The 25,044-nt window shown below is 69.4% G+C and carries 12 protein-coding genes and 1 pseudogene; 6 read left to right on the top strand and 7 right to left on the bottom strand.

The window, feature by feature from the left end; all coding sequences use genetic code 11:
* Positions 1-202: 202 nt before the first annotated feature.
* Both AB0F72_RS35085 and AB0F72_RS35080 read right to left on the bottom strand, forming a co-directional pair.
* Positions 203-547 (bottom strand): hypothetical protein, encoded by a 345-nt coding sequence (locus tag AB0F72_RS35085; RefSeq protein WP_360440896.1) that lies wholly within the window; start codon positions 545-547, stop codon positions 203-205.
* 41 nt (positions 548-588) lie between these two features.
* Entirely contained in the window at positions 589-10,413 is a 9,825-nt protein-coding gene (locus tag AB0F72_RS35080) for an RHS repeat-associated core domain-containing protein (RefSeq protein ID WP_360440893.1), read from the bottom strand.
* A 360-nt stretch (positions 10,414-10,773) separates the two neighbouring features.
* Between AB0F72_RS35080 and AB0F72_RS35075 the strand changes: the two genes are divergently transcribed.
* The 4 genes from AB0F72_RS35075 (at position 10,774) to AB0F72_RS35060 (ending at position 14,335) form a co-directional block, all read left to right on the top strand.
* Positions 10,774-12,375: a lysyl oxidase family protein gene (locus tag AB0F72_RS35075; RefSeq protein ID WP_360440890.1), complete on the top strand. Its 1,602-nt coding sequence runs from the start codon at positions 10,774-10,776 to the stop codon at positions 12,373-12,375.
* Between the two features lie 263 nt (positions 12,376-12,638).
* A complete protein-coding gene (locus AB0F72_RS35070) occupies positions 12,639-13,730 on the top strand; it encodes a hypothetical protein (protein ID WP_360440887.1) in 1,092 nt (363 codons plus the stop codon).
* A 6-nt stretch (positions 13,731-13,736) separates the two neighbouring features.
* Positions 13,737-14,027: a hypothetical protein gene (locus tag AB0F72_RS35065; protein WP_360440885.1), complete on the top strand. Its 291-nt coding sequence runs from the start codon at positions 13,737-13,739 to the stop codon at positions 14,025-14,027.
* Positions 14,024-14,335: a hypothetical protein gene (locus AB0F72_RS35060; RefSeq protein ID WP_360440882.1), complete on the top strand. Its 312-nt coding sequence runs from the start codon at positions 14,024-14,026 to the stop codon at positions 14,333-14,335. Before AB0F72_RS35065 ends, AB0F72_RS35060 begins: the two co-directional genes overlap by 4 nt.
* Before the next feature lie 328 nt (positions 14,336-14,663).
* Here the strand turns inward: AB0F72_RS35060 and AB0F72_RS35055 are convergent, their stop codons facing one another.
* The 3 genes from AB0F72_RS35055 to AB0F72_RS35045 all read right to left on the bottom strand — a co-directional run bounded on the left by AB0F72_RS35055 (position 14,664) and on the right by AB0F72_RS35045 (position 20,418).
* Positions 14,664-18,065 (bottom strand): AMP-binding protein, encoded by a 3,402-nt coding sequence (locus tag AB0F72_RS35055; RefSeq protein ID WP_360440879.1) that lies wholly within the window; start codon positions 18,063-18,065, stop codon positions 14,664-14,666.
* A gap of 20 nt (positions 18,066-18,085) precedes the next feature.
* Positions 18,086-19,054 (bottom strand): site-specific integrase, encoded by a 969-nt coding sequence (locus AB0F72_RS35050; RefSeq protein ID WP_360440876.1) that lies wholly within the window; start codon positions 19,052-19,054, stop codon positions 18,086-18,088.
* A gap of 890 nt (positions 19,055-19,944) precedes the next feature.
* The gene (locus AB0F72_RS35045; RefSeq protein WP_360440873.1) at positions 19,945-20,418 is read right to left on the bottom strand and encodes a MarR family transcriptional regulator; all 474 of its coding nucleotides are present in this window, start codon (positions 20,416-20,418) and stop codon (positions 19,945-19,947) included.
* Between the two features lie 260 nt (positions 20,419-20,678).
* Here AB0F72_RS35045 and AB0F72_RS35040 point away from each other — a divergent pair, with 260 nt between their 5' ends.
* Positions 20,679-21,614, top strand: a complete 936-nt coding sequence (locus AB0F72_RS35040; RefSeq protein ID WP_360440870.1) for an NADP-dependent oxidoreductase — start codon at positions 20,679-20,681, stop codon at positions 21,612-21,614.
* A gap of 162 nt (positions 21,615-21,776) precedes the next feature.
* On the opposite strand, the pseudogene AB0F72_RS35035 reads toward AB0F72_RS35040, so the two are convergent.
* A pseudogene (locus tag AB0F72_RS35035) lies at positions 21,777-22,076 on the bottom strand (response regulator transcription factor); the annotation flags it as partial.
* Between the two features lie 440 nt (positions 22,077-22,516).
* Here AB0F72_RS35035 and AB0F72_RS35030 point away from each other — a divergent pair.
* Positions 22,517-23,071, top strand: coding sequence for a hypothetical protein (locus tag AB0F72_RS35030; RefSeq protein ID WP_360440867.1), 555 nt, complete (start codon positions 22,517-22,519; stop codon positions 23,069-23,071).
* 373 nt (positions 23,072-23,444) lie between these two features.
* On the opposite strand, the gene AB0F72_RS35025 is transcribed toward AB0F72_RS35030, so the two are convergent.
* A complete protein-coding gene (locus AB0F72_RS35025) occupies positions 23,445-24,362 on the bottom strand; it encodes a hypothetical protein (protein ID WP_360440865.1) in 918 nt (305 codons plus the stop codon).
* Positions 24,363-25,044 lie beyond the last annotated feature (682 nt).

Genomic DNA, 25,044 nt, shown 5'->3' with positions numbered 1-25,044 from the left:
AACGGGTACGGGGCGCTCCGCAGGAGAGCTCCGATGACCGCCCGACGCGCTGCGGGAACCTCGGAACCGGCGCATCACCGACAGCACCGCCACCCCAAGGCGCCTTGGACCTGCTGTGCGACGCAGCAGACGGGCGGGTTCGGGCCAGCGCGAGCATGTATCACATTGAGATCAAGCCTTTGGCATACGAAGAAAAGCAAAGCTATTGGGTCGACCTCTTCAGCACTCCCGACTGTGGATCATAAACTACCAGTCCGCGCCTGACTGCCAGCCCTTCCACAACCGTCGAGACCTCCTCTTTCCTCGACCAGGAGATAGCCAGCAGGACACATTCGCTATTCGAATATATTCCGGACGCCCAGGGCGACGGATCAGACTCGTCAGTATCCTCGGGGTAGATTTCCAGGAGATCCGACAGGAATTTCTGTACGGCAGGGCTTTCTTGGACCACGCCCACGAAACCGTCGGTCAAGCGGTCGTAGATCGCGAAGGCCTCCTCATCCGTGAGCGGAGCAGCTTGATGCCAGATAGCTAAGTCGAAGCTCACTCAATCCTCAATCCTCAATCCGCGTGGCCGCATCTCGCTTGCTACTTTCGATCAATCCAGACGTCAAGCACCCCATGCAAAACCTTGCCTGCTCTCGTAGTAACTGTCCACCCATCCCTGTTCAATTGATCATCAAACGCCCTCTGGTTGGGATCCTTCTTCCCGGTTCGCCCTTTGGTTTCGATGCCGAACCACTTTCCATAAACTTTCACAAGACCATCATACTTACGCGATTTCGCAAATGGGGGCAGCCAGACCTCGACCTCTCGTCGGACTATATCCTCGACACCGTCAAGTTCGAGCTGATCCCATGCGTTCACCTCGTCGCCAGCGCCGACCTGTCCACCGCCATTACCGTTTCCGAATCTGCCGTTGGCCCAACGCACCTGCCCGCCGGTAGCGCACTCACATGTTCCTGAATGGCCCGCCCCGCTGCCACCGCAGTTGTGTACGAGGACCGAGCTCTCGCCGGCCACCACATAGTACGTGTGCAGGCCGTCGACGGTGAGGTTGTGGACCCGCTCGTGCTCGGTCCAGGCGCGGGTCGTGACCACCTCGGCCGGCCGGTGGTCGGCGGTCTCGAAGCGATACCCCGGCTCGAGATCCCCCGCCTCGACCCAGCGGCCGAGGTCGTCCACCCAGAACGGATGACCGTCGGTGGCGGTGATCGTGCCGGTCCGGTTCCCCGCGTCGCCGTCCACGTCGACCGTGATCTCGACCAGGTCCTTCTGGCCCTCACCGACGATCAGGTCGGTGACGACGCGGTCCCCGGTCTTCCCGGTCGTCGGGTCGGTGGCTTCGACGGTGTCGCCGACCTGTACGTCCTCGATCTGCTTGGTGCTTCCGTCGGCCATCAGGACGCGGGTGTCGCCGGCGAAGCTGTTCGGGCAGCCCCCTTTGCGGCTACGGCCGCCGCTGACCGCGCCCAGGCCGGCTGCGATGGCGACACCCGCGAGGTCGACCCGGCCGGTGGTGGCGAACTGGGCCGCGGCGTCGCTGGCGCCGCCGAGGACCGCGCCCGCGCCGGAGCGGGCGAGCACGCCGGCGCCCTTGGCGGCCAGCCCGCCGGCGACCCGGGCGCCGATCGCGCCCGCGCCGCCGCCGATGAGGCCGGTGGCCGCGCCGATACCCGCCGACTTGGCCGCGTCCTTCCAGTTCTTGATGTCGCCCTGGCCCATGTCCTTGGCCAGGTTGATGAGCGCGGCCGTGCCGGCCATGCAGGCGATGGCGGCGGCGCCCGCCGTGACAGCGGTGCAGGCCAGGCCGGCCGCGATCGAGCCGACGATGGCCAGTCCTTCGAGGATGGCGTCCTTGTGTTCGGCGACGAATTCGCCGACTGCCTGGGCGGCCTTGGACACCGTCTCGATGGCCGCGCCGACCATCGAGGCCGTCTGCAGGTACAGGCTCTGGGCGAACTTGTTCGGATCCGTCACCGCGGTGACGGTCACCGCGACGACGCTCGCCGCCAGTTTCGCCGTCGTGGAGACGACCTTGCCGATGGTCTTCAGCAGCGGCTTGGTGACCGCGGCCAGCACCGGCAGCGCCGTGTACTTCACCGCTTTCGCGACCGCCTGCTTGGCCGCGGCGGTCACCGCCTTGGCTGCCGCCTGAGCTTTCGCCGCAGCCGCTGCCGCGGTCTGCTTCGCCCAGTTGACGGCGTTCTTCACACCGGTCGCGACCTTGTTCGCCACGTTGTAGGCCAGTTGCACGCCGCTCATCACCACGGCGCCGACGGCCCGGACCGCCGACACCGCGAACTTCCAGGCGTCGCTGGCGAAGCTCTTGGCCGCGCTCCAGGCCGAGCTGGCCGCGCTGGACACGGCTTTGGCGGCTTTCTTGAGCCACTTGGGCACCGGCCAGTGGCCGTCGGGGTCGCTGTAGTCGAGCGGGGCCCCGGCGCCGTACGCGTATCTGTTGGCCAGGATCGAGTCCCCGCCGGTGTACTGCACGCTGTCGCGGGAGACGAACGTCCCGGTGCCGGGCTGGTACCAGCGCGCGCCCATGTTGACCTGGCCGGTGGCCGGGTCGGTGAAGTCGCCCTGATAGCCGAGCGCGCTGGTGTGCTGTTCGCTCGCCGTGCGCTCGCCCCAGGGGCTGTACGCGGTGGAACCGGCCGGTTCGACAGCTGTCGGGTCGGCGGGATCCAGTTCGGCCACGATGTCGCCGTGCTCGTCCGCGACGGCCAGCCGTTTCGCCGTGCCGACCTGGGTGGCGAGCAGGTCGCCGCCCGGGCCGCGGGCGTACTTCTCGCTGCCGTACGCGACCGGGTCGCCGCCGGCGCCGGCGTAGGTGAAGGCGATCCCGTTGCGGGCCGAGGCCCGGTCCAGCCCGTCGTACGTGTAGTGCTGCCCCTCCGATGACACCAGCCGGTCGAAGGCGTCGAACGAGTACTGCTCGGCCAGCCCCGAGCTGGTACGGCTCTTGAGCGTCCCGCGGGCCGTGTACGCGTACGTGTAATCCCCGTCGGACAGCAGCCGGTTGCGCTCGTCGTAAGTCGCGGTCTTGGTCCCGTCGCGGGTGCGGTTGCCGGAGTCGTCCCAGGCGTACGCGACCCGCCCCGCCGGCCCCGTCCACGCCGTGAGCCGGCCCGCCCGGTCGTACTCATAGGTGTTGGCGCCGCTGTCCGCGGTCCCGGCCGTGGTCTTGCTGGTCAGATGGCCGTTACGGTCGTATCCGTAGGACACCGCCGCGACCACCGTGTTGCCGGCCTGTCGCAGGGTGTCCGACGCGACGCGCCCGTAGTCGTCATAGCCGTACGTGCGCACCCGTCCCGCGCCGTAGTCGATCGTCCGTAGGGCGCCGGCCGCGTCGTACCCGAAGGTCTGCGTGGTCGCGGTGAGCCCGTCGGTGACGCTCTTGAGCCGCCCGCGGTCGTAACCGAACGTCGCGGTCCCGGCGGCGTCGGTGCGCGTGGTGAGCTGCCCGTCGGCGTCGTAGCCGAAGCTGGCCGTGCCGGACGGCCCGGACGCGCCGATCAGCGCGCCGCGGTCGTTGTAACGGAACGTGTCGGTGCCGCTGGGGGCGCTCACGCTGGTGAGCCGCCCGGCCAGGTCGTATCCGAGGGTGCGCCCGGTGGTCGCCGCCTCCGCCCCGGCGCCGGTCTCGGTCCGCAGGCGTCCCGCGGCGTCGTAGGTGCGGGTCCGGGTGACGTTGCCGGGGGCGGTCAGCGTGGTCGGCTGGGCGTCGGCGTCGTAGGCGACGGTCCACGTACGGTCGGCCGCCGCCGGATGCGCGTCGGTGGCCGGCTCGACCACCGACTCGGGCAGGCCGAGGCTGTTGTACGAGAACCGGGTGACGTTGCCGCGCCCGTCGGTGTGCCGGGTGCGGTTGCCCGCCACGTCGTACCCGAACGACGTGGTGATGCTGTGGCCGTCGGCGACCGGCTCGATCTGGCGGCTGAGCTGGCCCGCCGCGGTGTACTCGTACGTGGTGGTGTGGTTGTCGGGGTCGGTGGCCGAGGTCAGGTTGCCCTCGGCGTCGTAGCCGTAGGTCTGGGTTCGCAGCACCTCTTCGGTGCCCGGCTTGAGGTCGCTCTCGGAGACCTTGTCGCCGAACTGGTTGAAGATCGCCCGGGTGACCCGGCCCAGGCCGTCCACCTCGCGGACCTGGCGGCCGCGGTAGTCGTAGCCGAACTGCTGGACCTCGCCGGTCGGCGCGGTGGTCTTGACGACCTGGCCGAGCCCGTCGAAGTCGGCGCGGGTGACAGCGCCGCTCGCGCTGGTGACAGTGCGCGCGTTGCCGGCGTCGTCATAGGTGATCCGGCTGGTGTAGACACCGGCTTGCGGGTACCGCTCGATCTCGGTGGTGGTCACCGGGCGGTCCAGATCATCGTACGTGGATTCGCTGCGTTCCCCGCCCGGCCCGGTCGTCGACAGCAGCTGCCCGGTCCGGGTGTACGTCATCCGCGTGATCGCCCGCTGCTCGTTGGTCTCGGCCGGCTCGTCCCGCGCGACCAGGCGGTTCAGCTGGTCGTAGGCGAACCGGGTGACCGAGCCGCCCGGGTCGGTGACCGCTGTGACGTTGCCCATCGGGTCGTAGCCGGTCAGCGTGACCGGCGTGATGGTCTGCGACACCCCCGGCGCGGTGTACGGCGGCGCGACCGACCGCACCGCCCGGCCGAGCCGGTCGTACTCGGAGCGGCTGGTCAGGCCGCGCGGGTCCCGTACGGAGGTCTGCCCGCCGAAGGTGTCGTAGCCGACCGTGGCGACCGGCCGGACCGTGGACGTGCCACCGTCGCTGTTCTCCGCGGTGACCGCCGGCGCCGTGGTCCGCACCAGCCGCCCGGCCTCGTCGTAGTCGAAGTTCGTGACCTGCCCGCGCGGGTCGGTCTCGGTGAGCCGGGCCCCGCGCCGGTCGTAGGTGTACGAGGTGACCCGCGTCTGCGTCCCGGCGGTGACCGTCTCCTTCAGCACGTTGCCGGCGTCGTCGTACTCGTAGCCGACCTGGTCGGTGGGCTGCGTGGTGAGGCCGGGGACGTTCGAGGACTTGCCGGTCGAGCGGGCGATCGTCACGTTGCCGTTGGGGTCGTACGTGAAGGAGTCGGTCCGGTTGAGGCCGGCCGGGTCCTCGATCGTGGCGGTCACCTTGCCGGCCCGGTCGACCGTGTGCGTGGTGACGCGGGTGCCGTTGCCCTCGACCCGCTTGGTCAGGTGCCCGGCGCCGTCGTACGTGTTCTCCTGGATGACGTGCTCGCGCGGCGTGCCGGTGGCCGGGTCGCGGAAGTTGCTCATCGTCACCCGGTGCAGCAGGTCGTCGCCGTAGTAGCGGTACTCGAGGCGGCGGCCCATCGCGTCGGTGTCGCTGGCCAGCCGGCCGGCGTAGTCGTACGAGTAGGCGTGCAGCACCAGGTAGTCGCCGGTGCCGGGACTCGGGGCGCCCTCGGGGTCGCTGCGCCAGGCGCGCAGCCGGACCTCGGCGGTCTTGTTGCGGGCGGTGTACGCGTAGTCGTACCGGTTGCCGCCGGCGTCCACCTCGGACACCTTGTTGCCGAAGCGGTCGTAGGAGTACGTGATCTCGCCACCCTCCGGGTCGACCACCAGCGCGGGACGTCCGTGCTCGTCGTACTCCGTGGTGGTGACCCGGGCGGTGTCCCCGCCGAGCAGGTCGCTGACGGTGACCTTGGTGACGTTGCCGTCCGGGTCGTACTCGTTGACGACCTGCTGCTGGTGCCGTACCCCGGTGACCGCGTCGGTGACCGGCGGCCGGGTCACCGACTTGATCTTGCTGTTGGTGTCGTAGGCGTAGGTGCTGGTCAGCCCGGCCGGGTAGGTGTCCGAGACCTCCTTCTCGGTGAGCCGGCGGCCGATCGCGTCGTAGGTGTACTCGGTGACCAGCCCGGACGGCGTGGTCACCCGGGCCAGGTCGCCGTTCTGGAAGTACGCGTACCGGGTGCTCTTCCCACGGGCGTCCTTGGTGTTGGTGAGCAGCCCGGGCGGGATCTGCCCGCCGCCGACGGCGAGCTCGGTGCCGTTGGAGTAGTCGTGGTCGACGACGCTGCCGTCCGGGTTCGTCTGCACGTCCAGCTGGCCGGTCAGGTGATACGTGTACGTCGTCCGGTACGTCCCGTCGGTCGCGCCCGACGAGCGGCCGTCGCTCTGTGACGTGACCAGGTCGCTACGCGGGTCGTGCGGGTCGGCCGGCGACGCCGGGTAGGTCGAGTAGCTGGTGTAGCACTCCCCCTGCTTGCGGCACGTCTTCTTCGAGGTGACGTTGCCGCGGTCGTCGTAGCCCATCTCGACCGCGTCGCCGTTCTCGTTGACGATGCGCCTCTGGTTGCCCTTGTCGTCGTACTCGAAGCTGCGCACGGCCAGACCGTCGAGCGTGTGCCGGACGAACACCGGGCCGCCCGCGTCGCCCGGGATCACCGTGCAGAACGCCGGGTCCTGTGGATCGGGCCGCGGGCAGGTCGGTGTCGGCGTCGGATTCGGCGGGGTCGGCTCGGGCAGACCGGTGTCCTCGGGACGCGTCTGGAGGCCGAGCGGCAGGCCGGTCCGCAGCAGGCGTCCGGCCAGCGCGTCGTACTCATGAAGGTTCGGTCTGTTGGCGGGGTCGAGAACTTGCACGCTGCGGCGCAGGTCGGAGTCGTTGCCGTAGACCAGCGGCGCGCCGATCTTCCAGGTGCCGCCGTTGTCGTCGGTGTACTCCTTGACCCGGTCGACGGCGACGTCGTAGGTGACCTCGGCCCCGATCCGCCCGCTGGGCAGCGTCACCTTGCTGATCTGCGACGCCGTGGTGGTGCCGGCCCGGTAGCGGGCGAGCACGGCCCCCGGCCCGAGGGGATGGCTGTAGACGGCGACCTCGTCGAGGGTGCCCTGGAAGTGCCGCTGGGCCGCGCTGCCCCAGCCGGGCCAGGACGTGGGCGAGGCAGCGTAGGCCGCGCCGATCTGGTTGAACGTCAGGCCGGAGTGCTCGATCGCGGCGCCGGTGCGCTCGGCGACCTTGCGGCCGTCCAGGTAGAGCGTCTGGGTGCTGCCCATCACCGACAGCACGGCGTGATGCCAGGCGTTGTCCCACACCGGCGTGGTCGAGGCGAGCGGAGCGGGCGCGCCGGTGGTGGCCAGCTGGCCGCGCAGCAGGCCGTCGGCGCCGGTGTAGAGGATCGGGGCGCCGGCGCCGGAGGCTGTGCCCAGGGCCTTGTCCTGGTATCCGAGCAGCGGGCCGCCGGTCTGCGTCGGCCCCACCTTGAACCACACCTCGACGGCCGCGTCCCGGCTCTTCTTCAGGGTGCCCTTGGGGAGCTCGACCTGGGACGACGTGCCGTTGAAGGCAGCCGCGGTGTCGGTCACCCCGGCGATCGCACCGGCCGCGCGGACGGTGACGTTGCGGTACGTGCCGGCGTCCTTGCCGAGGTTGACCGCGATGGCGCTGGCCGCCGCGCCGGCCTCGGTGTCGCCGAGCCGCCAGTAGCCCTCCGGCTTCCCGTCGAGGACCGTGCTGCGGTAGTGCGAGCCGGCGCTGTAGTCGTACACCGTGCACACCGTGCCGCCCGCCGGCGGGCACACCTTGGTCAACAGATCTCCGGAGTACGTGTACGTCCAGGTCAGCGGCGCCCCGTCGACCCGATCGGTGCTCACCGTGGCGACGTGGTTCCCGGCCCAGGTGAAGGTCAGCGCCCGGCCCGCCGTGCTGGTCTGGCTGTTCGCCGCCTGCACCTTGCTGACCTTGCCGTTGGCATGGGTGAGCACCAGCGCCCGACCGGCCACGTCGGTGATCCGCGTCAGCACGCTGGGCACCCCGGCGCCGGCCAGCGCGAACCGGTACGTCGTCCCGGACTTGTCCCGCAGCGTCCAACCCGTCGCATCAGTGGTGAGCGCGGCGGTCCGGCCCGGCGGCGCGGCGAACGTGCCGTCCAGGTTGCGGCCGAACCGTACCGCCTGACCGTCCGGGTAGGTGACCACGACGTTGCCGGAGCCGTCCTCGTCCGGCACGATCTTCATGTCGTAGCGGGAGGACCAGCCCGCCCCGAACGCCGAGTCGGTCCGCGGGTCCAGGCTGTTGTAGGTGCGGGTCAGGCTCAGATCCGGCCCGGCGTTGGTGACAGCGGCATCCAGCGCCGCGGTGCGGAAGTTGCCGACCTGCGCGTCGAACTCCTTGTCCTGGCTGGCGTACGGCGCGTTGGCGATCCGCGAGGTGATGTCCGGCTGCGGCACCGCTGCCGACAGCGCCAGGTTCGGCGAGGTGACCTCGTTGACGCCGTCCTTGACGTACGCCCGCCAGATGTAGTCCTTGCTCCAGACCAGCCGGCCCGGCGGCACCGGCCACGACGGCTTGGCCTGATAGCCGGAGTTCGTGCAGCCGGTCGGATCGCCGTTGGCCGCCCTGTCGCAGAGCTCGAACTTGAACTGCAGGGTGCTGCCAGGCGGCGCGTCGGTGTCGATCGCCCGCGCCCACAGCAGCGGCGTCAGCGTCGGCGTCTGGTACCCGTTCGGCGGGTAGATCTCCTGCACCACCGGCGGCACGTCGAAGACCTGCAGCACGATCCGGCCCGGCGGCACCTGGTGATCGGTGAACACGTCCCCGCCGGTGCGCACCATGGTGAAGTCGAGAAAGTAGTTGCCCGGCTCCAGCGCCTTGATCGTCGCGTCCAGCGTGATCTGCTCGCCGCGGGCCACCGACCGCGGCAGATTCGCCGACCGCTGCTGGGTGACCGCCTCGCCGGAGTCGGCGTCATAGGCCCGATAGGCCAGGTAGTAGTCGGCCGGCGCCCACGCCTCGGCGCCCAGGTTGGTCACCGTCACCTGCACCTTGCCGTCCTGATTGCGCAGCACCGCCGGCTCCGGCGTCGGCTTCGGGATGGCGTAGGTGGCGTTGTACGGCGTGTGCGTCACGTACAGCTTCGGCGGGTTGGCGCCTGCCGCACCGAACTTCTTCCACGCCAGCGCGTCCGTGGTGGAGGCGCGCAGCGAGAGCCCGTAGTCCGGCTGCTGACCGTTCGCCCAGCGCTGCACCAGGGTGCTGCCGGCCACGCCCAGATCGATCATCTCCGGCGCCATCGGGCAGGCCGACTGCGACTGTCCGGTGCCGATGTATCCGTACGCGAACTGCGGGCTTGCCAGCGCCGGGCCCACCGACGGCCCCGGGAACCGATGGCCCGAGCCCGGCTCCCAGGCCTGCGTCACCGCGTGCACGGTGACCGGCCGCGCGCGGCACGACGGCGACTCGAAGTTGGTGACCACCAGGGCGGCGCCGTAGATCTGATGGTCCCGCAGCCCGGCCACGAGGTTGCCGAACTTGAGGTACGACGCGGTGTTCTGCCCGTCGACCCGGCCGACCCGCAGATCCTCGGGATTCGCCTGCGACGAGCTGGTTCGCACCGTCATCATCGCGGTGGCGGCGGACTCCTTCACCGGCGGCCCGACCGTCGGGTCGACCAGCACCGGGAACCGCCGCGCCGGGTCACGCAGCCACCGCTGATCCACCGTCATCCGCAGCGCCGGCCCGCCGTTCTCGGTGACCAGCTGATACGTCACGTCCTCCGAGCGCGCCGGCACGTCGGCGGAGTCGACCATGAAGCCCGGTGGGATGGCCGCACGCTGCTTGCCGGCCTCGTCGGTGAGCACGACCGAGCCGTCCACGAGCGTGGCGGTCAGCCCGGTCAGCCGCAGCGGGAAGGTGAAGGTCACCGGCGCCTGAACCGACCGCAGCACCAGGGTCTCCTTGACCGTGCCCGGCAGCGACTCCAGCCGCACGTCCACCTCCGGCAGCGCGCCGGGATAGACGATCGACCCCTCTTCCGTACGCCCCGCGACGCCCGCCGCCCCGGCCAGCCCGTAGGCGAGCCGGTGCGACGCGTCGAACGTCATCCGTACGAGCTCTGCCGCGTCCGCCCGCGCGGCCAGGCGCAGATCCGTGCTGTCCGCCGTGTTGCGCCAGCCACCGCCCGGCTCGGTGACCAGGTCGCTGTCAATCGGCGCCCAGGTGCCGTCCGTGCGCTGGTGGTTCAGCGGCGCGACCGAGAACTCGGTGGTCTGCGTGCCGTCCTTGTTCTGGAAGGTCCGCTGGTTCGGGCCGCGCTCGGCGGCGATCTCGCGGCTGGTCACCCGGTCGAAGCCGGTGCGCTCGGTGGCCGGCGCCTTCGCGACTCTCGCCTTGTTACCCGGCCCGGCAGGCTTCTGCGGCAGCGCCTTCTGCGGATACCGCGAGCGCAGCGACGGCGGCACGACCCGGTTCCCCTGCTCGTCGTCCCGGGCGCCGGGCTTGCCGGCGGCGCCCCAGCGCTGCTCGGGCGGCGGCCCCGCGGACGCCGGCCGGCCGGGGTCCGCCTGTGCCGGTGGCGGATCGCCCGCCTCGCACCCGAGGGACAGTGCCACCGTGACCGCTACAAAACCCGCGAACCAGCCACCGAACCGCCGTTGCCTGCGCGCCATCCGAACCCCCCAGTTCGTCGCGGTGGCCGACGCTAACCCGGGCCCGACACAGGCATCAACGATCTTGCACATCTGCGCAGCGCCGCCCGCTGCGCGTCGGTCGAGTCGTGTTGCCATCGCACCGGGGTGGACACGGTGGACATCGACAGGATGCAATGTCGGTGGCGCGACGAGGACTACGGGGGAATCGCGATGCCGCAACCGCATGACCTCACCGGTGGGCCGGTGCTCGCTGGCCCGGGGAACCTGATCGTGATCTTGATGCGACAGGTCCGACGACTCGTTGCGACCTGACCGGTCGCGGCCGCTGACGCTGCTGTCGGCCCGACGACTCGGTTCTACTGATCGGGGAGGATTCGCATGACACGCACTGCCCGCTCCAGGCGCCGGTGGCGCCCGTTCGTCGCGCTCGCCCTGGGCGCCGCCGTTGTCGCCACCGGCTCAGCGGTTGCCAAAGCCGACACCACGCCGCCACCACCACTCAGTCTGGTCACGACGACGACCAACGTCACCCTCACCAGGTACGTGTACGAATTCGGCTCCTTCTTCCTGGACCCGAACATCGGCGTCTTCCTCATGGCCGGTAAGGATCCGTTCGAGATCGAGGTGACGCGCAAGTCGTACGCCGACCCGATCGTCGCCCAGCAGGTGACCACGAGGAACGGCAAGAAGACCAAGGTTCCCTTGCCCGCGGGCATGGTGACCGACTTCGGCGGGCTCAAGGACTTCACCAGGCTCACCATGACGGACGCGGACGGCACGGCCGTGGTCTCCGGCAACCAGGACTTCTGCCCCAACACCTATGAGTCCGCCCGGGCCCGGCCGGACGCGCCGGACACCACTCCGTATCCGACGGACTGCTTCAACGGCAACCCCTTCCAGATCGGCAACGTCTGGGGCATCCAGAGCGGATGGACAGCCGCCATCGCACCGCGCGAGCTGGAGGAGCTGCCTGACGGCACCTATCAGGCCAGCGTCGACATCAACCAGAGGTACCGCGACTACTTCAAGATCGCAGGCGCCGGGACGAACCTCACGATCACGATCGAGAGCGTGTACGAGGGCGCGCTCTCCGCGGCGGATCGCGTCCGCGCCGAGGCTAAGGTCAAGGCCGCCCAGCCCGCCGCGGCCGCAGGCGCCGGCCACGACCACCACACCGAGGGCGATGCCAGCCTGCAGGCCTCGGCCTACTCCCCCGATCTGCGACCCGCGGCCCGCCGTCCGGAGACGGTGCGCAGCCAGGCGGCCTTGCCCAAGGGGCCCCGCCCCGACCTGCGATCGTTGCCGGCCTGGGGCATCAGCCTGGCCGACGGCGCGGACCTGGGAGACGTCCCGGGCCGCAAGTACATCGTCTTCGGCGCCACCGTGTGGAACGCCGGCACCTCACCGCTGGTGGTCGACGGCTTCCGCCGCACCGGCACCGACCTGATGGACGCCTACCAGTACTTCTACGACGCCAAGGGCAAGCAGGTCGGGTCGACCAACGCGGGAACCATGGAGTGGGACAAGCGGGAGGGCCACCTGCACTGGCACTTCACCGACTTCGCCCAGTACAGCCTGCTCAAGGCGGACCAGCAGGAGGCGGTGCGCAGCGGCAAGGAGGCGTTCTGCCTGGTCAACACCGACGCGGTCGACTACACGATTCCGAACGCCAAGGTTCGGCCGAGCAACACGGATCTCTCCAGCTCCTGCGGCACCAACACCGCCGTCGCCATACGTGAGGTGCTCGACATCGGCAACGGCGACACCTACACCCAGTTCCTGCCCGGCCAGTCGTTCGACGTCACCGACCTGCCGAACGGCACCTACTACATCGAGGTCAAGGCCAACCCGTCGGATCGGCTGGCAGAGCTCAGCACGGCCAACAACACCTCCCTGCGCGAGGTGATCCTGAGCGGCTCCGGCGACGACCGGAAGCTGCACGTGCCGGCAGTCCACGGCCTGGACGGCCCGACCGGATAGCCGGACTCCCCGGGATGGGCGGTGCCGTGACGGCACCACCCATCCCGGAGCCCTCCTTGCTTCTTGAGGTCACGCTCACGGGCTCTCCGGCGGGACGGAGGTCTGGGAGACCTGCCCGTGCGGAGTCGCCGGTACCGGTTCGTTCTCCACGGGCCGGGAAGCACCGGATCCAGCCGTGACCCCCGGCGGATTGAACCACCGACCATTCACCGGCGTCTACTTACACGTGGCTACTGCACCATCATGGACGAGGCGGGGCAGGCATGGGCGGTGAGCTCTTCGTCGACGTGGCGGGTATCGACCAGCTGCACAATCAGCTGAGACGAGCCTCCGACGACGCCGCGAACACGCTGGAGTACGTGCAGCGGCACTGCGATCTCAGTCCCGTGCAGCAGGGCCTGTTCGTGCAGGCGCTGACCACGCACGAGGTCGCCTACCTCGGGATGACGACGGCGCTGTCCCGGCTGCGATCGCTGGCCGACAACACCGCCACCCAGGTCAACAGCGCCCAGGTCGCGTACGCACGGACCGACCTGGACGCCGCCGCCGACCTGGACCGCTCCTATCCCGGCGCCACCGACGCGAACGTGCTGACCGCTGACCTGACACAGGAGCGCCTGCAACTGCCGGCGGGTCACGCGTCGTTCACCGATACCGTCTGCGCCGCCACCCTGCTGGCCACGCCGTCGGATCCGGCCGCGGAGTTCTGGTCGTTCAATCCGATCGTCGATCTCATCAGCCCGTTCGCCTACCTGCGGCAGGCCGCGATCTGGGTCTTCAAACACGACCCGTTCGAGTTGTGGACGGAGTGGTTCGCCGGCGATTGGGACTCCTACATCATCGCCGGCGTCGCGATGTCGCACGCCGGCGCCACCGCCGGGGCGATCGGTGACAATCTGGCCGCCGGTGCGGTCGCGACGCCGGTCGTCTGGCGCGGCAACGCCGCCGAGAACTTCCAGGACTACGACCTGCGGCTGGCGAACGCGGCACGCTCCGTCGACGAACTCGGAGCCGCCTTCAACAAGCTCTACCAGCAGTCCGCCGAGTGTGCGAAGAACTTCTACGACGTGATCAGCGGCTTCCTGACCAAGATGTTCGACGCCCTGCTGATGGTCAGCATCGGCCTCGCCGGCGGAACCGCCATGATCGCCACACTCGCCGGATCGGTGATCGGCTACTCGGTGGCATTGAGCTACGGCATCTACGCCATCCAGCTGTACCAGCAGATCTCGAACGCCTACACCAACGCGGAGAACCTGATGAAGGCGATCGCGGGTTCAGCCGCCGCGCTCAAGGACTCCAGCGACCTGACCACCATGCGCGAAATCCAGCCCTACCGGCACCCGGGGAGCTAATCGGCGATGAGCGGCGAGATCATGGACGACCCGACAGCGCGAAACCTGCTGCAGCACCTTGCCCACGAACGCGACAGCGACGATCCTGTCGGGGAGCTGGCCCGGGCTCTGCTCAGCGGCCAGCACACGCCGCAGGACCTCGTGCGTAACAGCTGGCTGGGGCAAGGACTCGTGGAGGCCGTCGACAAGGCGACAGCGGAACTGGAGCGCATGCCCGAACACCAGCTGGCAGCACTCGACGAGGCGGCCACACGACTGCACGAGGCACGCGTCGCACAGGACGAGGAGCGATCATGACCACGCTGTTCCGCTGGCAGCTGGCAGCGCCGTTCATCTTCTTCCCGGCACTGTTCCTGATGGCCACCGTCGCCGGAAGCCGCATCGTGTGGTCACTCGTCGACGACTCGGCATGGCGCGCACTGACGGCATTCATGTGCCTCATGCTCCTCGCCTGCGTCGGCATCGGACTCTCCATCGGCGTGGACCGTGACCTCGACAGCCTCCCGTGGCGGCGCATGCTCACCGTAGTGGTATTTCTCGGCCTCAGCCTCGGCGTCCACTGGGTCCGCGAGATGATCCAAATCGATGCCATGGCATCGACCTGAACATAGCGCCGCACCCCCTCCCGGCAACCCCGAAACGCGGAAGGCTACGACAGCATCGGAATGCCGACGTCGCGTGACGGCAAGAGGTGACAGGACGTCCGCCTCACCGGCGAGGCACACCCACTGGCGCTTGCCGAGGAGCACGAGGCATAGAAGCGGCGTGATGCCGTGGCCCGCCTCTGTTGCGTCACGGCAATGGGGGCCGACATCCCTGGACGGCCGTCGGCGGGTGGCGTGGCAGGCACAGTTGGCGCACCAGCACGACGACACCCCGAATGTCATCTTCGACGACAAGGCCCCGCACAGGCCTGCTCGACGAGTACGGCGCCTACCGCGACGTCTGGCGGACCAGGTGGTGGAGCTCGTTTCGGAACCGAGTCATCCACTGGTCGATCTCGGCTCCGGTCCACCACAGCTGCCGGGGCGAGTATTCCCAGACGATGCGGGTCGTCCCGCCGACGACCGTGCATTCGACGTAGAGCGGCGGTTGCCGTACGCCGGCCTCGGGGTCCCACACGTCACCGACGGCGGCCGCACTCAGCGTGAAGAGGCCGCTGCGGCTCCGCGTCGGCATCTCGCCCTGGAAGTTGAACCAGAGCGTCGGAGCCGGGGCCTGGCGGATGCTTCGTCGCACGTGCGGTTCGTCGTTCAGATACTTGAGACCTTCGAACGACAGACCCGCGGACGGGACACCGGCAAGCCGTTCGCCCACCGCGGTCAGCGTCTCGGCCGGGCTCTGGGGCCGGCTGTCCTCGAAGGCGAGCGGGAAGGTGCAGTGCAGATCGCCGACCGTCCGCGAGAGATCGAGGCCGTGCACCGCGGCCTGTCTCCCCGAGCCGGAGAGCTCGACCACGAGTCGCTCGCAGCTCCACTGGCGCTGCGCGGTCCGTACCAGCGCCGTGAGCAGGGTGGTGGCGAGCGGTGCGCGGCCTGCGGCCGGCCCGGTCATCCGTACGTTGCGGAGCGCGCGCGTCTCGTCGGGCGGCAGGCTGTGGTGGGCGGTGGCCAGGTCCTCCATCCGCACGCCGGGATGCGCCAGTGGGTCGTAGGTGGCCGGCGGCGGCACCGCGAGCTGAGTACGCCAGAACTCCAGATCAGACGTCGCACCCCGGTGGGCGAAGTCGTTCATCCAGCCGGAGAACACCTCGAAGCGCGCCGATGTCCGGGCCAGCCGCATGGCCTCGCCCTGTTCGTCCAACCGGCAGAGCTGGTCCAGGTCATCCAGCAGGATGCGCAGCGTGACCCCGTCCATGACGAGGTGGTTGACCGCGATGAACAAGCGTTGTCTGGAGCCGGTCTCGATCAGAAGGAGACGCATCAGCGGGCCGTGCTCGACGCTGAGGCGGCGATGCTGCTCGCTGAGGAGCGTCGGGAGCGCGTCGGGCCGGTCCGGCGTGACCGACTCGACGGCGAAACTGCCCTCGATGTCACCGTAGCGCTGCGCGAATCGACCGTCGTCCCGGCGGAACCGCAGGCGCAGCGCGTCGTGCCGGGCCACCAGCGCGGACGCGGCTCGACGGAGGCGGTCCGAGGTGAGCCGCCGATGGACGTCGAGCGTGACCGTACGGATCCATCCGTCCCATTGCCCCAGCTCCAGGGCGCGCCGCTGCGCGGCGCTGAACGAGACGTCACCGGCGTCCGCAGCCTCGCCCGGCTCGAGGTGCACCGGCTCGAAGTGCCGTATCACCGAGATCGCCATCGCCTGCAGGGTCGAGCCGTTGCCGAAGCTCGCCGGCGGGATGCATGCTCCGGTCCGATTCTCAACGCGCTGAGCCAGATCGATCATCCCGAGCGAGTCGAGGCCGACGTCGAGGAGCGGCCGATCCACCGATACGTCGTTCGGGTTGGTTAGTTGCAGCACCTCCGCGACTTCGGTCTGCAGCAGCCGCAGCACGTACCCCGGCTCGCCGCCCGGGCCCGCCCGGGGCAACGTCTCCCGCGTCGGCCTGCGGTGTCCGGAGATCGCCGACGAACGCAGCGAGCCGACCGTCCACTGGTGCTTGCACTGTGTGCGTCGCAGCTTTCCGCTGGTCGTCTTCGGGATACTGTCCGGCCTCATCAGCAGGACCTCATGACACTGCACCCCGCAGTGCGAGGCCACCGCGGCCCGGATCGCCGAGGCCGCGCGGTCCAGCGGGATCGGCTCGGAGTTCCGCAGTACCTTCTTGCGTAGTTCGGCCGCCACCACGACCCGCTCGATGCCGTTAACCCGCACGCCGAAGGCGACCGCGTTGCCCGGCCGCAGAATCGGATCGGCCGCCACCACCGCCGCTTCCAGATCCTGCGGATGAATGTTGCGGCCTCCGACGATGATGAGGTCCTTGAGGCGGCCGCAGAGGAACACCTCGCCGTCGTCGCCGATCACTCCGAGATCACCGGTACGCAGGAAACGTCGCCTGTCGTCCGGGCCGTCCCCCGTCACCGGGCGAGCGGCGAAGACGGCTGCGTTCTCTTTGTCGGTCCGTCCCCAGTAACCGCTGGACACGCTGGGGCTGGAGATCCACAGCTCGCCGACGGCGTAGGGCGGCCGCGGCCGCCGGGTCACGGGGTCGACAGCGATCACCGACACACCCCAGTCCGCGTCGGGGACGCCGCTGCCCACGAGCGTCACCGCGGGTGCGCCTGGGGCCGGCGCAACGATCACGCCGTCGCGATCCAGCAGGGCCCGATCCCCGCGCAGCAGTGTCGGCTTGTGGCCCACTTCGCCGCAGACGAACAGCACGGCCTCGGCCATGCCGTAGACGTTGCCGAACGACGCCGGATCGAAGCCCATCCGGCTGAGCCCGGCTTCGAAGCGGTCCATCGTGACGGCCAGCATCGGCTCACCGCCCTGCAGGGTGGCGCGGAGCGACGAGAGGTCGAACGAGTCGCCTTCGCGCAGACCGCGCAACACGTAGTCGTAGCCGGAGTTTGGCCCGGCGATGTGCGTGCCCCGATAGCGATCGATCGCCTCGAGCCACAGACGCGGGGCGGCCAGGAAGGTCGTCGAGGAGAAGGCGATGCAGCGCGCCCCGGTGTATATCGCGTTGAGGATCCCGCCCGCCAGCCCCATGTCGTGGAACAGCGGCACCCAGCCGACGAGCACAGACTCGCTGTCGACCCGGGTGTTGCGCGCGATCAGCTCGAGATTGTGCGCCAGATTCCGGTGGCGCACGACGACGCCCCTGGGCGCCGACGTCGAGCCGGAGGTGTACTGCAGGTACACGACGTCGTCCGGGCCGAACCGGGCGGCCGCGCGGGCCAGCCGGGCCGCGGCCGCCTCCGGATCCGCGCGCTTGACGCGGTGGGACAGCAGCCAGACGAGTTCGGGCCAGCTCGACGTCTCGCGGCCGCGCCAGCGGTCCGCCACGCCGTCGCGTACCGACGCCAGTGTGGCGAGCGCACGGTACTTCGCATGGGTGAGGGCGACGCGTGCGCCGCTGTCCTCGGCAATGTGCCGCAGCTTGGGCAGCTCCCGATCGAGATGCCGCGGGTCGGGGCTGGCCACCGGGACCGCGATCGCGCCGAGGAGCATGCACCCGAAGAAGCTCGCAACGAACTCCAGACCATCGGGCGGGAAGATGAGCAGTACTCGGTCGCCGGGCGCGACCCCGGCCGCCTGCAGGAGATCCGCGATGCCGGCCGCCCGCCGCACAATCTCCTGGCGGTCGGCCGCGTCGATCTCCTTCCCATGGCGATCGAGAAACGTGTAAAGGGGCGCCCGAGGAGCGGCGTCGAGGCGGTCAGCCATGGTGCTCAGCAGGCTCGCGGTCAACCGGGGCTCCGGAGGATGAGGAGAGTGACTCGCTCGGACGTTCCACCCGTCAACATGAAAGGGCGCCAGTCCCGCTGTTGACTGCGCACGCCCGAAGCTCCCGGCCCCGCCTGCAGCCGTTGGGCGGCGCCGACCTGCGCGTAGTAGCGCATGAGGGTGGCGGCATCGTTGCCGAGCCGCTCGGCGACCTCGTGAATGCCGTACCCGGCGTCGAGCAGGTTCGACGCGATCAGATGCCGGACCTGGTGCGGTCCGAGCGGGCGGACACCCGCGGCGATGGCGGGGTCGTTGAAGCGGTCGGTGAGGCTGTCCGGCCGCATCGGTTCATCGGTCCGGCCGGTGAACAGGTACCGCGTTCCCTGTCCCGCCGCCCTGTCGGCGAGTTGCTCGGTCGTGATCGGGTCCAGTTTCAGTACGCGCAGGCCGTTGTATGACTTTGGCGGCTTTACCCGTAGTCGGCTCCCCGGGTCCTCGACCACGATCTGTCGTCGCTCGGTGAGCGTGCCCTGGCCCAGTTCCAGGTCACCACACCGCAGACCGCAGAGCTCGCCGCGGCGCAGACCGGTCGCGAGCAGCAGCCGCCACATCGGGTACAGCCGATCCTCGTGGACGTGCTCGGCGAACCTACGCGCTTCGGCGAGGGTCCACACCTGTCGTTCCTCATCGCTCTCGAGGGGCTTGCGAAGGCCCAAGTTCCGGCCGGTCTGCTCGCCGAACGCCTTACGGAGCACCAAGTTCAGAGTTCGCAGGGTCGTGCGTGAGTAGCCGTCAGTCTCCAGCTGCTGGTACGCGCGCTCGACCATCCGCGCGCTCGACCTCCGGTACTCGGTCAGGGCAGTCTTCTCGGTCGCGAACCCGGACCGGCGCACCGGCATCCGAGCGCCGTCGTAGCCACGGCCCATCTCCAGCCGGAACCCGAACAGCCCCGCTCCTTCATCCTGCACGATCGCATTGGTATCGGACATGATCCGCACCTCGGCTCTCGATGGGGACCCTGGAGATCAGAGAAGGCTTCACCTTGTTCAACGAGTCGGCCGCAGGGATGCAACTGTCCGACGTCGCTGTCACTCGATCAGGGCAAGCTCGCCATCGCCAGCATGGTCCGAGATCCTGGTGTGGCGTTGGCGGTCCCGGCCTCACAGGCGCACCAGCACAGCCAGCGAAGAGCACGCCGCCGACCGCGACGCCATGCCCAGGTCGTGTTGAGGTCGTTGCAGGTACGCGCCATGCTTCCCTCAGGACGTTGTGGGGTCGCCGTCACACCGCCTGCTCGCCGGCGTGACTACACCTGCACGGTCTTCCCACTCTCAGGCGGCGGGCGTCAGCTTGATCGGTCCCTCCTTCTGACTCGGGCACGGGCTTCGGTCATGGGGGTGTTTCCGTCGCCTGATGTCGGCGCGGACTGCCTTGCGTTCGTCTTCTGCGCTGCGTAGCCGTGTTTCGAGGTCCTTGAACCGGTCTCGGGCGTTGGTCATCTCGTCGGGTCCGGGAATCCGGCGACGCCGCGGACTCCGGCCTGTTCCAACGGCTGTGCCAGGTCGGCAACGCCGACGCCGACGAAGCCATCGCCGCGGCCGGGGCGGCAGCAGCAGCCGTCTGACGAACGGGTGCCGAGGCCACAGCTCCGCGCATGCGGGCCATGGCGCCACCCATGAGCGCGAGGCCAAGGCCCGGCGGCGCCGCGCGCTGGTTGAGCAACTTGAGCGCGACAAGCAGCCGCCAAGCCTTCGTAGCCTTACGGCGACCGGCTGCTTCTCTGCGCCTTGTCGGGCTGACGCACGAGCTCCCGCCAAGCAGAAGCCCTACGACCACAGTTCGAACCTGCCAACTCTGACCGTGCCGAGGAAGTCGACGCTCACCGGCCGTCGAGTTGCTCGCGCACCAATGCGGCGATGCGGGCAAGCGCGGCGCCGAGATGGCGTTGCTGTGCCGCGCTGAGCGGGTCGAACACCAGTTTCCTGACCTGTTCAACGTGAGCCGGGGCGCTGTGCTCGACCTTCCGCAGACCGGCGTCGGTCAGGGTCGCGAGGGTGTATCGGCCGTTGACCGGGTCAGGGTGTCGGGTGACCCACGCCTGCTGCTCCAAACGGGCCATCAGCTTGGACAGCCGTGGTTGTGTGCTGTTGCTCTGCGCGGCCAGCTCGCTGAGCCGCATCGTGTGCGTCTCCGTCATGGACAGTCGGGCCATCACGCTGTACTCGAAGTTCGAGATGCCCTCGTCGCGCTCCAGCTGACGGTCTAGCAGCATGGGCAGCGCGACGACCACGGTGCGCAGATCCTGCCACAGCTTTTGCTGCTCGTCGTCGAGCCATGGGGTAGAGCCGGTCATGCGCGCAGCTTACTTGACTAGGCAACCTGGCAATTGACTAGAAGGCCTGATCTCAGGGCCACCCTGACCCATCAAATGCAGGTAATGACCCCGTAGGGCCCTGTGATGCCGCCCATGTTGACTTGCCTAGGCAAGTTAGAAACACTCCTTCACAGTTGCCTAGGCAAGTCCGGACGCGTTCCGGCGTCTCGCCCCGAACCACTCCGGCGATTCCCCGTTCGCCATGGACCCGACATCACGAAAACCATTGGGAGAGCACCATGAAGGCGATCCGCTACCACGAGTTCGGCAGCACCGAAGTTCTGCGCCCGGAGGAAGTGGAGCGTCCGGTCCCCGGTGCCGGCCAGATCCTGGTGAAGGTGGCCGCCACGTCGTTCAACCCGGTCGACGACCACATCCGGTCGGGCGTCCTCGCCGAGATGATCCCCACTCCGCTGCCGATCACGCCCGGCCTCGACGTCGCAGGCACCGTCGCCGAGCTCGGCGACGGAGTCAGCGGACTGCAGGTCGGCGACCCGGTCATCGCGATGTTCCCGCTGGACGAGCACGGCGGGGCCGCCGAGTACGCGGTCGTGGCCGCCGACCTGGTGACCGCCGCTCCCCGCAGCATCACGCTGACCGACGCCGCATCACTACCCCTGAGCGGGCTGGCGGCTCGACAGGCGGCAGTCGAGCTCGCTGGAATCACGGAGGGCCAGACCGTACTCGTCAACGGGGCAGGCGGTTCGGTGGGAAGCATCGTGGTCCAACTCGCCGTCGAAGCCGGCGCGAAGGTGACCGCCGTCGACAGCCAGCAGCACGCCGACCGCCTGAACGGCTACGGCGTGCAGGAGGTCGTCGACCCGCTGAACCTCGACGCCGGCCCGGCCGCCGTCAGCGGACCCTTCGACGTGGTGGTGAACCACGTCCGCCTGGCTCCCGAGGGCCTCGCGAAACTGACCCCCTACGTGGCCGACGGCGGCATCGTCGTCAGCTCTGCCGGCCCGGTGCCGGCTGACGAGGCACGCTCGGTGCGCACGGCAGGCGTGTGGGTTCGTCCCGACGCCGCCCACCTGGCCGACCTTGTCTCCCGCGTCGACAACGGCGTGCTCGAGCTGCACGTCGCCGATCGCCGGCCGCTGGAGGAGCTGCCGGCAGTCCACCGGGATGCGAGCAACGGCAAGCTGCTCGGCAAAACGGTCATCGTCGTCGCCTGACGTCAGACCGCGTCGGCGCCCACCGTCGGGGTGTTCCCTTCGGTGGACGCCGACGCACGCAAGTCGACAAGAACCAGCCCAGCGGCACCAAGGAACCGCGGCCCCCTCCCGGGGATCGCGCTGAAGTCGGGCGTGAGATTGACGGCGGTGGGCCATCGCAGCTCAGGCGCCGCCGGGGCGGACCAGCCCGGATTCGTAGGCGAAGACGACCGCCTGCACCCGGTCGCGCAGCCCGAGCTTGTTCAGGATCCGGCCGATGTGGGTCTTTACGGTTGCCTCGGCGACTTGCAGCCGACCGCTGATCTCGAGGTTCGACAGGCCCTGTGCCACCAGCAGCAGAACCTCCCGTTCCCGTTCGGTCAAGTCCGGCGGTCCCGCCGAGACGCTGCCCCAGGCGACGAGCCGGCCGGCGAAACGGCCCAGCAGCCGGCGGGTCACCCGGGGCGCCACCACGGCGTCGCCGCGGCAACCACGGCGCGCACTGACCTGGCGCAAACCGCCGGCCGCTCGGCGCCGAACTGCACGCTGCCCGCGCCGGCGCCGAGCGCGACCTCGCCGGGCTGACCCGCCGAGCCGAGGACGCCGAACGGCGGTACGAGAAACTGCTCGCCGCCCTGGCCGACGGCGGCTTCACGCCCACGGACGCCGCCGGGAGCAGCCGGTGAGCGGCTACCGCGAAACGCTGGATACGCCAGGTGGACGAATCGCGCCGTACCTGCCCTCGGATACGACGAAGCGCCCCTGTCCTGCCGAAGCAGGGTGGGGGCGCTTCTGTGCTGGGCGGCGTGGCTTGAGATCGCCCGATCGGCCATAGGCGAGCGACGATCGGCCACCGGACGCCCTGCGCGGCCTTGCTCTGCGGTATGACCCTGGGGCAGACGATGCCTACCCAGGAGCCCGCAATGACCCTCCCCCAACAACGCACCTCGGCACGCACCATCGGCCTGGTCGCCGCTGGCGCAGTCCTCGCCGGCGCCGCCGGGGTAACGGCCGTCGCAGCCAGGGGCGGATCCGACGAGTCCCAGGCGCAACCTCCCACGAGCGAAGCGCCGACCCGGCCGGCGTCGACGCTACCTTCCAGCGCTCCGACCCGAGCCGCACTCGAGGTGGGGCAGGTACACCGGTTCGTCGACCCGGATGGGGTGAAGGTGTCCGTGACCGTACTGGCACACAAGGCGGACGGCGAGAACTACGGGATCCAGGTGCGCACGTGCAACGGGGGCGACGAGCCGTTCAATGCCTCCACCCGGCCATGGGCGCTGTCGTACGGCGGCGGCGAAGAGCTGTCGCAGGACATTGTCTTCGGCGGCGGCCTGCTCGCGCCGGCCTTCGTTGAGACCGAGCTGACGCCCGGGGCTTGCCGGAAGGGATGGATCAACTACGTCCGCGCGTCTGGCGCGCCAGACGGCGCCGAGTACAGCGTTGACGGCCTGACTCATGCCCGATGGGAGTGGTAAGGGGCCCGGATACGACGAAGGCCCCGCCCCGCTCCGATGAAGGAGCAGGACGGGGGCGCTTCTGTGCTGGCCGGCGCTTGGTACTGGTGAGACCGCCTATTCAAGTGTTGCGTGTTCCCATCTGAGGAAGCCTCCGCCGACTACGTCCCGTAGTTGAAGGGTGCGATGCAACCACAGCGTGGCATCAGCGAGCCGGGCCGCTCCCAGCGCGGACATCTGGGTGCGGGGCCCGGGGATGCCGGCCCGGGGCGCCCGTGGGTGTCCGTGCCGGGCGCCAACGGGTGGCGGGAGCTTGGCGCCGCGTGACCCCGCCACCCATTGGATCGCACCTGGTTGGTCAATCGTGCCGGTTTGACGGTGAATGGCTCATGGACTACAGGTCGGCGAGCAGGTCGAAGAGCCGGGTGCACGCCTGGTCGAAGGCGCCCTGCCTCTTCAGCCACAACTCGTGTTCCGGCCGTGCCTGCGACTCGCCCTCGACGGCAGCGGCGAACCGGGCCTCGTACGGCAGGGACCTGCGGGCCTGCGGGACGCGGCCGCGGGAGAAGCCCAGGAGCGCAGCCAGGTACGGCTTCGTGTCGTAGAAGAGGCGATCGGGGTTGTAGTCGCCGGCCATCTTCCGCTGGTGGGCCTCGGTGAGCACCACGTCTTCAAGGCAAGCCAGCCGCGGCTCCACGCCCACCGCCTTCGCCCACGTTCGATCTTCCCGAGTCGAGCCGGCCGGTGCCGGTTCGGCGGCGAACCGGTCCGCGGACCGCTCTTGCCAGGGCTCCTGAGCGAAAGCGCGGACTCGGTCGCGGGTCGTCCCCGGCGGGTAGTAGCCCTGCCCGGCCCGGATCCGCTGCCGAGGTTGGAACACGTCGTCGATGGCGGTCACGAACGCGAGGAAGGCCTGATCGCTCCATTTCTCGTGGAACACCTGGAGGATCCAGAAGACGGCGTCGGCAGCGTCGAGCATCCGGTCGGCGTCGATCTCGTGCCACCGGTGACCGCTGCCCTGAAAGATCAGCGAGCCGGTGGTGGGGTCGAAGTGCCAGCCGTGCCACTCTGCCGGTCCGATCAGGCCGGCCCGGGCACCATCCGTGACGTCACCGCTGCCGGTCTTACCTGGCCACGGTCCGGCCGGCCGCCGTGCCGACTCGTCAGGCCGTTGGCCGGCGATGAACGTGCGGACCCGCTCGCGGATCTTCTCCGGGGTGAACGGCACCTCGACGTTACGGGCAGAGTTCCTGCTGTAACGGGAGGCGCAGATCGTCTGCTGGGGGTTGAAGACCTCGTCGACCGCGGTCACGAAGTCCGGGAAGGACAGGCCTTCCCCGCTTTCATGAAAGATGCCGGCCAGCTCATTACGCGGCCTACAACACGCCAGGCGCGTCACTGCCGCTGCGTATTATGTGCCACATTGACACGCAGCTGGGGCATAGATGCGAGGATTTTGTGTCCGAGGATCGACACATACCGATACCCAACGCCTGGTGTATCGGCTGGGCGACGTGCCGCTAGCGTAGCAACTACGTTACGTGACTGGCTCGGGTCTCGGAATCCCCGCAGGGGTGGACTGCCGAACGGCTCCAAGCTTGCCAACTGAATCTCGTATGAGGGGCCCGGCCAGGAGGCCGGGCCCGTCTTCGCTGCCTGGGGCTCGGCGCGTGCGGATGCCCGAGCACGTGCTCTGCCAGGCGGCGGACGACCGGAAGCTCCGGTGCCGGTGTTACCCGCCTTCGGCGACTGTGGCCGGATAGGTGCGGTGTGGGCGCGCAGTCGGCGCGGTGTACTCCTCGGCTGCAACGGCGAGCTTCTCGGGCACCGGTAACGGCCACCGCGTGAGGCGCCGAACGCCTCCACTGAGGCGTGCCGGACTCACTGTCATGCCGACGAGAGGTGCGACACGAGGTCGCACGAAGTGAGTGAGTACGTCGATTGGAGGTCGGGTTTGATGCCCGAGACGTAGCTCCCGGTCAGTGTCTTCAGAC

This window comes from Actinoplanes sp. NPDC023936, assembly GCF_040639325.1.
Taxonomy (GTDB): Bacteria; Actinomycetota; Actinomycetes; order Mycobacteriales; family Micromonosporaceae; genus Actinoplanes.
The sequence above is the reverse complement of the archived record's forward strand: the minus strand, read 5'-3'. Positions and strand labels throughout refer to the sequence as shown.